We start from the raw sequence: 10,385 nt of genomic DNA, 5'->3' as shown, positions 1-10,385 counted from the left end.
ATATTCTTGTTTAATTGCAGCAGCTTGTCTATAATATGGCTTCATACGATATACGAGACCTACCAGGTTTTGAATAGGATTAAGCTTTAGATCCAACCGATAGACCAACCCGTTGTAAGTATCAACCTTATATTCAGAAATATCCTCGGTTAATACTCGAAGTTCGTGTTCGGGGTAAGTGGCATTAATATCCAGCAATAGGTTGGCAAACTTAGCAGGGCCATGGTTAATATGCTCAAATGTACTAGTACAAAATAATATCCGCATTAGTTGAACATTTTTGAAAAATCCTTCCACTGATACTCTTTAAGCTCCTCCGCATTAATTCTTCCATAGTCGTTCACTTCTTCATGATCCATTTCCATTAATCTTCTGATAATTGCTCGAAGTTCCTCCTCTCCTTCAGGATTGTAAAGCAACTGGTTTTGACTTTTCAACCTATCAACGACAGCGCCCATTGCAGGGGCAACTATTGCCTTGCCGAATCCCATGGCTAGTATAACAGACCCTGAATTCTCTATTTTCTGAAAAGGTAAAACTACGGCCTCGGCCGAATTCATAAAATACTGCACTTCATCAACTGGTATAAGTTGAGGAACAAAAACAATATCTTGATCTGTTTCAATCAAACGGTGAAGCTCATTTTTATACACTTGATCCCTACACATACCGGCAATTACCAACTTCCAGTTTTCCCTTTTGACAACTTTGAAAACCGTTATTAAGTGCTCCAAACCTTTATATTTCCGGATATTGCCCAGAAACAATAACACCCGATCAGTGATTTTCAAATTTAAATAAGCCAAACTATCTTCCTTTGATGAGGTATTTGGGTAATACTCAACATACGAACCCTCCGGAATAACTGATAACTTCGATTTGTGTACACCAAGCACCGCTGATGCCTCAACTACCGTAGACTCTGAGAAAACCCTTATCCATTTACATTTTTTGGCAAAAAACCTCCTTGCCCACTTATATGGACCAAAATAAGGTTGGTCATGAGGATAGATGTTGTGCAGAGTCCAAACAAATTTTACTCTTAACAAATATTTGAGAAATAAAACTTCAAAAATAAAAATCGGGAATTGCACCCAAGTCATCCACAAGGATTTCCTCAGATAATACTGATGCAACCAGTCCAAGTGAATATAATCTGGTCTACTTTTTAACCACGTGAGTAAAAAAGCAAATAGCTTCCCCTCCTCGCCATTATATACGTGCAAGCGATCGTCTTCTTGTAAACCTTTGATCATCAGATATTGATACGGATTTTCAATACCGGCACGAGGTAAGCAAGCCACTTTTATTCTATTACTCATATTATCTGAACCAGGGTTTATATTTAAGCTTATAACTCAAATTGCTTTTTCTAACTCCTATCTTACGGGCAGGAATTCCGCCAACAATTGTCATAGGTTCAACATCCTTAACCACCACTGCGTTAGATGCAACTACAGCCCCCCGACCTATTGTAACACCAGGTAAAACAGTGACCCTCGATGCAATCCATACATAATCCTCAATAGTAACATCGCCACCAGTATCTTTATGATAATCATTATGTACATCATGTTCAAGTGTCCATATATTGGTTTCCTGAGCAATATCAACATTGTTACCAATAGATAATCTTCCTCCTCGCCCATCTAATAGCACGTTCTTGTTTATAACTGTATTTGCCCCAACAGTAATATTCTTGCCATTACGAAATTCAACTCCTAGCAGGAAACTGCTATTAGAGCCCAGAGACTTTACAGTCCTCCGTATGCAAAAAATGCGGATAACATGAAACGGGATAAACATAATCCATTCCCTGAACAGGTAGTCCTGAAAGTGGATAATTACAAAAAACATATATTTAAATAGGCGCATACTCAGGATCCAAATATTTCTTTTTTTAGCTTAAAAATAAAATTTAGTTTAAATAGGTTGATTATCAAAAAATAAAGGCAAATCGTAAAAAAAACCCAGCTTATTATATTTGCAATATCAAACCATATACCTTCAATATGACACCAAAGGCAAATATGCGCCTTTGTTATAAGTACTACGATCGGCAAAAATATAAGTCCCATTAAAAATTTTATACTGAACGACAATGGAGGTGCCTTATAGAATTTTTGTCCTTTTGCTAAATTGACATATACAGGTACTGAGATTAAGGCTAACCTGCTAAAAACTATTGCACTTAATAAACCTTCTATATTAAAAAAATATATCAAAGGAAAGGCAACTGTGGCAGATAGCAACTGAGCGTACGTCTGATAGTTATAATTATACCTTGCCAAACCCAATGCGACAGAATACTTTCTGTTTAGAGCATAAAAAAGCTGAAAAGTAAATGCAATAAAGAAGGCACACAATATCTGATAAGCCATAGCAAGATCAGCTGATGTGAAATTACTCCCTTTCCACAATATGGACAAAGATTCTTTGCCTGCTGCAATAGACAAGCCAAAGATAAACAAACCAAATAGCAAACTATACTCCTGCAAATTTACCATTTTCAACTTGAGGTGTCGAGCATCTGATTCAGATGATATCTTATTCGAAATTTTCGTAAAGAACACAGTAGAGAAGGGTTGAACTAAAATACTGTTTAGTTTTGGGTATAATTTTTCTACATATTTATAAATGGCCAACATGCCCTGAGGGAGAAATGAAATAGAAGCGACCATGGCCCAGTTCAGGCCTTGAGTAGCGATTGTATATGAGAGCGTAGAGAGAATAGTCTTGAAAAACACCTTATGATTGAATGAAGGTAGAACCCATACAAAATAATATCGAATGCCTTTTTTGTACGCATAAATTAAGGATAACGCAATCTGGATAATAATTCCGACATAAGAAGAAACAACTAAGGCCCATACCTCTAGGTCTTGATATAAAAAAATCAATATTAAAATAGAAATAATTCCATTGACTATATTAGTGGCCTCTGTTCTTCCAAATACCTGTTCAGCATTTAACACTGTATTTAAAAATGCCAATTGAATCTGTAAAAAAATAAAAGGTAGAAATGCACGAAACAAATATGTCGCCTGATACTGATCTTCTGTAGAAAAACCCGGGATAAAAAGTCTTATAATAAAAGGAGCGAGTATGAACGCAATACATAAAACAATGATAACTATAGCAGATAACCGATTTGCAACTACGGAATAAGCGGCATGTGCAACAGATGTACCTTTGGAATTACGGATTTTAAGATATTCAGGAAGAAAAATTTCAGCAAGTTGCCCTGATTGGGTCAAAGAAATTATCACATAAAGCACAGATTGAGCAGCAAAGAAAACTTCAATGGCCCTGGATGTTCCAAAGTACCTTACCTGAAGAACCATGTAAATCACCCCCAAGACAGCACCAATAATTTTTAGCCCCGTTAATCCACCTATAATCCGTATATTATGATTCATCAAATTTGATTGGTAATACTAGCAATTTCTACCAGCGAATAAAATCCTTTAACGGTACACCATTTACTATATCAGCAATAAAGAGATTGATGTTAGACTGCTCATCGTCTCGCATTAAGTGAAAATTATCATAGGCATATCCTTGAAAAGCACCTGCCGCATTGTATAAAACGGGCATTTTCTTTTGGTAATGGAACATCATTAAATAAAAATACTTCTTCGCCAACTCTACTTGCCTGGGCTTTAACTTCGGGTGTTGCAACTGTTCGTTCAAAAACTGAAAGTATTCAGCTTCCGAACCAGCATCAAAAGTAAAGCCCTTATTCCTATAATGAGTATCTGAAATCAGTATAACAGGTTTACCTTCTATGGCCATTTCTAGCCCCACTGTAGAGGTATGCACCACACCAATGTCAGCCAGTTCCAATATCGAAAACGAATTAATCTCCATGTCAGGTTCTACTATTGTCACGTTTTCAGGTATTGAATCCAGACTGTTTCGTATCAATGCTCCATAAGTTTCTTTTGTGCCCAATACCCTCTCTGCCGGATGCGTCCGTATCAACACATGAACATCATTGTGCGCTTTATAATGATTAATGGTTTTCTGTATACATTTTAAAGGTGATAAAAAAGCAACATCTCTGGCCACATTAGCCGCATCCCAAATCAGATTAGTAAAAACACAGATTACTTTAGCCCCTGGTTTAATCTTAAGAGACTGCCTTAAATGGTTAAGATCATCGGCCTTACTTGCAAAGTTATAGGCATAGACATCACCTTTCTGCAATTCTCTTTCTTTAAGGTACTGATCTACCATGCCTAACTCTTCGGCTGTCAACTCTCTGTCTGCGTACCTCTTCCAAGCCTCGGAGATATCCCATACAGGAGACGGGTTATTTAAATTTATATTGATATGGCCTTTTGTCTTGCCTCTGTCATAACAGATATAATCGATACCTTTTTGTGTAAGGAGGTTTACTACAGGCTGCCATGTGCAATAAATACCATGGGAAAAGAGTATCGCCTCGTAATTACTGGTTCTTAAAATCTCCTTAATTTGAAAATAGTTGATAAGTGAGGTTCGTAAAAATTCCTTACCATACTTAATCGAATCATCATCAAATTTTAAGGACTTATAAAACCTATACAAAGAACCTTCTACGATATGACCAAAATTGATTCCTTCAAAAGAAAAATTTAACAACTCACTTAGCTGCCATGCTCTTCCATCAACAATGTTGTTAACCTCGACTCTTTCATTAATAAATTTATATTCTACTTTGGAAGCCTTCAGTTTTTGTATTGCATCCTTATATGCTCTTCTCCAAAACTTCTCGCTACCCTCCTGTTCATAACGATCTTTAGTTATCACTTCGTTGATCGTTATTTTATCATCATAAATGTAATAGTCTACCTGGTAGCCTTTTTGTTGAAGTAAATGATATATACTGATCTCAAAAGGAGTAAGGTACATACTCCCAATACCAACATACATTAATATCCGCTTACTTCCCGAGGAATCCTCTACATGCCCCTTATAAAATCTTTTGTAAATCTGACACTCTCTCTGAAGTCTTACTTTTCTTTTTATATTTTTTAGGTATTTCATATCACCTGATTATCCCCAACTAGAAATTTCTTTTATTTTTTTGGCAGGAACACCTGCATAAACAGCCCCAGGAACAACGTTTCCTGTAACAACACTGCCTGCAGCTATAACCGATCCTTCGCCAATCCTTACCCCCTTCAAAATTATTACGTTAGCACCAATCCATACTTTATCTTCTATTATAATTGGGTTAGCTGATGACTCTTTGCCTGATGATGTCTGTATAAAATGTAAATCATCATCAAGTATTTGGCAATTCCAGGATATCGCACAATTCTTACCTATCTTCACTTGTTTTCTGGCCAAGATAATTGTATTAGGATTAATATAAGTACCCGCACCAATCTCTAATAAACCAGACACATAGATTTTAGCTGTTCTTGCAATTCTTACCAATCCATTGGTTAATACGTTGCCTCCTTTGTAAACACGAAATACACCTTTTCCTGAAGGGTTCATCGCCAATCTATTTGAAAGAAAGCCTAAGTACAGTTTCCCTTTAATAATTAATAATCCTTCATTTTTAAAATACACCTTATTAGACTTAAACAACTTCAGGTGATATTTGAAACTAAAAAAGCTTCTAAACAAGGCCAAAAGATTGTCAAAGATACTTTCTGATGAGAAAATTCTAGCAAGCATTCTCTTCATATTGCTCCACTTAAACCCGCATTTTTTTTCTTTACTCGTTCAGGTAAAGCTTTGCTTCCAAACGACAGAACTCTAATATTATTAAATACAGTTAACAGACGATAGACATACTGTCCAAGTGACTCCTTGTAGAAGAAATTCAAAACAAATCTGATTAACATTTTTGTGTTTACGTGGCTCTCAATTCCGTAGAGCTTACCAATTTTCGATTTAGTCAATAAGTACTGGTGATATTCTCTCTCAGCCTGATTTGTTATTCTTAAATACTGTTCATTTCTACTGGCAGCAGCTTCATCTACACCCCTTCGCGTAACATAACTGGATCCGGCATCAGCCTCTTCACCTAGTCTACTCGTTTTCCAGCCATAATGTGGCGTAAGCTTTAACCACTTAGAAATCTTGTTCATAGTGACATCAACATTAGACACCAATTCTTCATATTTTACGATTAAATATCTTTGCCCTCCAATATTTCGTTGATTTTTCAAAGCTAGTTCATAAGAGGTTACGTCCACTTCAGCATGGGCAAAAACCGTGTTTTGCCTATTTATATGAACAGGATTTTTAGCATGTCCATAAATATCCAGAAACCTCTTCTTTGCAGAGGTGTATCTGGCTATTGGATTACGTACTACATGAATGAAACGAGCTTCCGGTAATTCCTTACTAGTTTCCTTAGCAAATAACTCAGTGAAGTAAGGCTGTTTAAAACAGAAATATTCAAGCCTTTCTTTTTTTGACAAGGCAAAAGAGTTAGAGTCTAATATCCCTTGAGCCAGCCCATCAAATACATCTTGTAATGATCCACAACTAATAGACAAGCGATTTAAGTAAGTCGCCAAAAACAATTTGGGGTCAATATCAACAGAAAACTCTTTACCATAATAGCCCCTTATTTTTCTTACATACTCATTAATAAGGTATTCGCTAGACAGAATAGCTTGTTGCCCCTCCCTACTATTTTTTATAAAGTTCTCACGTAGGTAGTTTATATCACCATTATGCCAGAAGTATTGTTCAAATGTTTTATGTTCAAATGGAAACCCTACAATATCAGGATGAGACTCGAGTAAATTGAGCAGCAAGGTTGTTCCACTTCTAGGTGCACCTCCAATAAAAATAAACTGCATAAATGAGCAATGTTAAAGATTCTTATAAGACATACTTATATTCAATTTCCATAGAGATTTCTTCCTGAGAACTTAAAGTTGATTCATGAATTCCCTCAACCGTTCTCCTGATTCTCCATCAATTAATTCCTTTTGTTTTGCAATGATCCTGTTTTGCAAGAAAGGATTATCATAAAATTCCATGAATGAATTTATTGATCTTTTAACATCCTCCTGATTCTTTACAAGTCCACCTCCACAGATAGCTTTTTCTTCAATTAGACCTTTATAAATTAGCCTCTGATTATCGACATAATAAAAGCAAAACGATGGAACGCGTAATGCCGCAACTTCAAAGCTCAAAACACTCGCTGAGACGACTGCTACTCGAACACTTTTTATATAGTGGATCATTTCATTTTCACTTAGTCCACTTACTATACTAAGATTTTGCACATCTTCACCAGTTACCCTTGATAATGGTTTATTGGTAACAAGTATTATATTGTCTTCAAACCCTTCTTTTAGAAGTTGTTCAACAAACAGCTGTCCTAAATTCATAGGATCAGCACCTCCGAAACACACAAAAACTCCATTCTTATGTCTCATCTGCTCTACTTGTTGCCGAGCATATTCCAAGAAATGAGGTCTTAATAAGACATATTTTAACCCAGTGAGTAAGTGAGTAGCATCTGTTCCAGTATAAAGTTTTCTATTAATGCCCGGAGCATAATTCACAATTACATCTACAAATTTAAGCGGTTCAGGCAAGTCATCGATAATTATTAGTTTATACACATAGGGTTTTATCCAGCCTCTCCAATCCACATCAAAACTATACCCATCTACACATAAAATATCTCTTTCTGTAACTAACCCCTTTAGTTCTCCTTCATTCTCCAGATACTTAACTGTATAATCACCTAATTGCCCTTCAACAAATTCTCTACTAGACTTCAGAAGAATAAAACAAACCTGAAAATCATGTTTCAGCATTTCAGCAGCCGCAATACATCGAGATAGATGTCCTCGACCTATTTTATCATTGGCATCAACTCGAAAAAGTACTCTCGTCACCTTTTGCAGTCATTATGTAATCGAATGTAGCCGGTAAATCCTTTTATTTTCCAGTTTCCTTCAAACTTTTTAAGTAAAAAGATGCTTACCCATTTCAGCTTCAGATCGTCCGCTTCTTGTAGTGCAATTTCCCCATTAAAATACTTATGCACCGAAGCAAAACCTCCTTTAATGGAAATATTTTCGAGTACTACGGATCTATAAAGAGCTAAACGAGGGTCTTCTGCAAACTTGTTCTTCCGAAATTCTCGACTTTGTCTCTCCCACTCGTTTCTATAAGTCATAAGATCGGGAAACGTAAGACACCAGTTATCGGGATTATCAGAATACTTACAGTCAAGCCCAAAAAAATCATCTTCTATAAAATCGTCCTTTATTATCCCCCAATCTCCTTTAAGAAAAGCATCGAAATCTCGCCTGACAAGCAATTCCCAAATATCATACTTCTCGTTCTCTGAGTTCCTATATGGATTTTTTGTATAATCCATTATACGAGGTCCTCAAATTTAATATGCTCTCCAGCAGTTATTTTAGTTCTTAACCTGGATCCCAACACTTGATCTACTTTGTATGGCTCAATACCATCTTCCGGACAGGGCCTAAGCATGATCAAGCAATTTCTATCTATAACTGTTCCTTCACCCATATCTTTTACAGCTCTAATTGCTCTTCTCTGAACAATAGTCGTGTTTCTCTCATTACCCTGAATTGTTTTTAGGCCATTGCCAATACACAAACTTAAATCCTCAGGCTGATTGGTGAATTCACTGGTAATTTTGTATCGCTCTTCAAAATCCATATCCAATGATATATTCTTTTTTAACTCAGCAGTTTGGTTAACCATGTCCAGCCATTCATCCGGCATCATAGAAAATGCATGATCCTGCCCTTCCAGGGAACTGTCCAGAGTAAAATGCTTCTCCACTGCAGCACAATCGTACAATCCCACCGCGCCAAGTACAGTTAAACTTCCATGTGTATGATCCGACAGTCCTAACGGTATATTAGGCCATTTTTTTGCATAAGACTCCAAAACTTTAAGATTAATATTCTTATATCTTTCCGTAGTTAACTCCCTAATCTCATCTTTCTTTGCTGTATAATTAGTATTGCACTGCATCAGAATGATGTCATCTGTTTGTCTCATCGCTACTTGCATGGCCATCTCTACTTCGTACATTGTTGAAGCACCTGTAGCTATTAGAAGAGTTTTTCCATACCTACACATTTCCTCTATTTCTTCGTGCCAGGTAATATCGCCAGAACCAAGCTTAAAAGCCGATACGTAAGGTGCAACAGCATTAACTAACTCTATAGAATATGGAGAAGTAAAATAGGCCATGCCTAACTTCTCTGTAAGCTCTTTCAACTCCAAAGTCCATTCGAAAGGAATAGAAGCCGCTTTATATGAATCGAAAACAGATGTTTTCCATTCGCTCTGATGCGTTTTTACTCCTTTAAGATTTTTAAACCCAAAATCAGACACTATGGTTTCCGCAGCAAAATTTTGCATCTTCACAGCATCAACTTTAGATTCAGCGCAAGCAAAAATTAGTTCCTTTGCTTTTGACAGGTCGCCACAGTGATTAGACGCTATATCAGCTATAAAATAGACAGGGTATTCTTTTCCTATTTTTTTTTGGTCGATTGAAACGCTCATAGTACTTTTTAGTTATTTTTATACTTCTTAAGACCTTCGTCGGCTAATAGATCATCAATGGTATCATTTTCAGACAACCTAAACTCTGTTCCATATAATTCTAAAATTTTACCAGGAATTGTATTCAGATTTACATTTCTAAGGCTACCAGAAACTACATTCTCTGGATCCCATCCAAAACGCTCACCTTGCTGACGTAAAAAATCATACTCTTCACTGCTATCCATTGTGCCAAAATGAATAATTCCTGTAATGTTATCCCGTATCAACTTACTTAAGCCTCCAATCAGACGATCAGCCAACATTCGGTTTTGAACCACCCCTCTATCTACGATTACTTTTTCCCCTTTTTTCATTTTACTGAGAAAAACCTCATTTCTTGTCTGTTTATGAGGCACATATCCCTGAACCGAAGCAAATCTCAGAATTGTCCAATTTAATGAATTGCTATCATAAAGCCTTTGTTCGCACCTACCCTTGAATTTACCATATGGCGATACGGCACAAGCTTCTAAGCTCTCCATCAATGGAGCATCTTTATAACCATCCAGAGCCAAAGCAGAACTTAAATAGAAATAGTTCGCCCCTGCTTGTTCACAATAACTCGCTAATTTATCGTGGTATATAAAGTCAGCTTCTGTCTCTCCTCGTAAGAAATTTATAACATGTGAAGGCTTCCAGTCTGCAATCTGTCTTAAATCAAGATGACCGGTATTTGTCTTGAGTATGTTTACGGGATGATTGAAATTGACAGTGTTTTTAAATATTGTACCCGAAATTTCCTTAAAATACTTTTGTATAACTTTATTATTAATAAGAAGATAACCAAGCCAAGAGCTTGCCCCCAATACTAAAAG

At 36.4% G+C, this 10,385-nt stretch carries 11 protein-coding genes; all 11 read right to left on the bottom strand.

The window, feature by feature from the left end; all coding sequences use genetic code 11:
- Positions 1-267, bottom strand: a 267-nt coding sequence (locus tag E1163_RS30955; RefSeq protein WP_221417954.1) for a hypothetical protein, incomplete at its 3' end; no start/stop codon positions are given.
- Positions 267-1,322 carry a glycosyltransferase family 4 protein gene (locus E1163_RS06740; RefSeq protein ID WP_155170675.1) on the bottom strand — a complete coding sequence of 352 codons (1,056 nt, stop codon included), beginning with the start codon at positions 1,320-1,322 and terminating at the stop codon, positions 267-269. The genes E1163_RS30955 and E1163_RS06740, both read right to left, overlap by 1 nt.
- Before the next feature lies 1 nt (position 1,323).
- Positions 1,324-1,857 carry an acyltransferase gene (locus E1163_RS06735; protein ID WP_155170674.1) on the bottom strand — a complete coding sequence of 178 codons (534 nt, stop codon included), beginning with the start codon at positions 1,855-1,857 and terminating at the stop codon, positions 1,324-1,326.
- Between the two features lie 20 nt (positions 1,858-1,877).
- Positions 1,878-3,419, bottom strand: a complete 1,542-nt coding sequence (locus E1163_RS06730; RefSeq protein WP_155170673.1) for a lipid II flippase MurJ — start codon at positions 3,417-3,419, stop codon at positions 1,878-1,880.
- 28 nt (positions 3,420-3,447) lie between these two features.
- Positions 3,448-5,031 (bottom strand): capsular polysaccharide export protein, LipB/KpsS family, encoded by a 1,584-nt coding sequence (locus E1163_RS06725; protein WP_155170672.1) that lies wholly within the window; start codon positions 5,029-5,031, stop codon positions 3,448-3,450.
- Positions 5,032-5,040: 9 nt separating this feature from the next.
- Positions 5,041-5,682, bottom strand: coding sequence for an acyltransferase (locus E1163_RS06720; RefSeq protein ID WP_155170671.1), 642 nt, complete (start codon positions 5,680-5,682; stop codon positions 5,041-5,043).
- Complete coding sequence (locus tag E1163_RS06715; RefSeq protein ID WP_155170670.1) at positions 5,679-6,812, bottom strand: sulfotransferase family protein; 1,134 nt, start codon at positions 6,810-6,812, stop codon at positions 5,679-5,681. The genes E1163_RS06720 and E1163_RS06715 overlap by 4 nt, the downstream gene beginning before the upstream one ends.
- Positions 6,813-6,884: 72 nt before the next feature.
- The gene (locus tag E1163_RS06710) at positions 6,885-7,868 is read right to left on the bottom strand and encodes a hypothetical protein (protein WP_155170669.1); all 984 of its coding nucleotides are present in this window, start codon (positions 7,866-7,868) and stop codon (positions 6,885-6,887) included.
- Positions 7,865-8,356, bottom strand: coding sequence for a hypothetical protein (locus E1163_RS06705; protein ID WP_155170668.1), 492 nt, complete (start codon positions 8,354-8,356; stop codon positions 7,865-7,867). The genes E1163_RS06710 and E1163_RS06705 overlap by 4 nt, the downstream gene beginning before the upstream one ends.
- Complete coding sequence (locus E1163_RS06700) at positions 8,356-9,528, bottom strand: N-acetylneuraminate synthase family protein (RefSeq protein ID WP_155170667.1); 1,173 nt, start codon at positions 9,526-9,528, stop codon at positions 8,356-8,358. The genes E1163_RS06705 and E1163_RS06700 overlap by 1 nt, the downstream gene beginning before the upstream one ends.
- An 8-nt stretch (positions 9,529-9,536) precedes the next feature.
- Positions 9,537-10,385, bottom strand: an 849-nt coding sequence (locus E1163_RS06695; RefSeq protein ID WP_155170666.1) for a sugar nucleotide-binding protein, incomplete at its 5' end; no start/stop codon positions are given.

Source organism: Fulvivirga kasyanovii, assembly GCF_009711405.1.
Classification (GTDB): domain Bacteria; phylum Bacteroidota; class Bacteroidia; order Cytophagales; family Cyclobacteriaceae; genus Fulvivirga; species Fulvivirga kasyanovii.
This window is presented reverse-complemented; position numbering and strand designations above follow the sequence as displayed.

Coding starts and splice junctions, on each gene's coding strand:
- E1163_RS06740 (WP_155170675.1), bottom strand. CDS start 1,322: ATGAGTAATAGAATAAAAGTGGCTTGCTTACCTCGTGCCGGTATTGAA.
- E1163_RS06735 (WP_155170674.1), bottom strand. CDS start 1,857: ATGTTTTTTGTAATTATCCACTTTCAGGACTACCTGTTCAGGGAATGG.
- E1163_RS06730 (WP_155170673.1), bottom strand. CDS start 3,419: ATGAATCATAATATACGGATTATAGGTGGATTAACGGGGCTAAAAATT.
- E1163_RS06725 (WP_155170672.1), bottom strand. CDS start 5,031: ATGAAATACCTAAAAAATATAAAAAGAAAAGTAAGACTTCAGAGAGAG.
- E1163_RS06720 (WP_155170671.1), bottom strand. CDS start 5,682: ATGAAGAGAATGCTTGCTAGAATTTTCTCATCAGAAAGTATCTTTGAC.
- E1163_RS06715 (WP_155170670.1), bottom strand. CDS start 6,812: ATGCAGTTTATTTTTATTGGAGGTGCACCTAGAAGTGGAACAACCTTG.
- E1163_RS06705 (WP_155170668.1), bottom strand. CDS start 8,356: ATGGATTATACAAAAAATCCATATAGGAACTCAGAGAACGAGAAGTAT.
- E1163_RS06700 (WP_155170667.1), bottom strand. CDS start 9,528: ATGAGCGTTTCAATCGACCAAAAAAAAATAGGAAAAGAATACCCTGTC.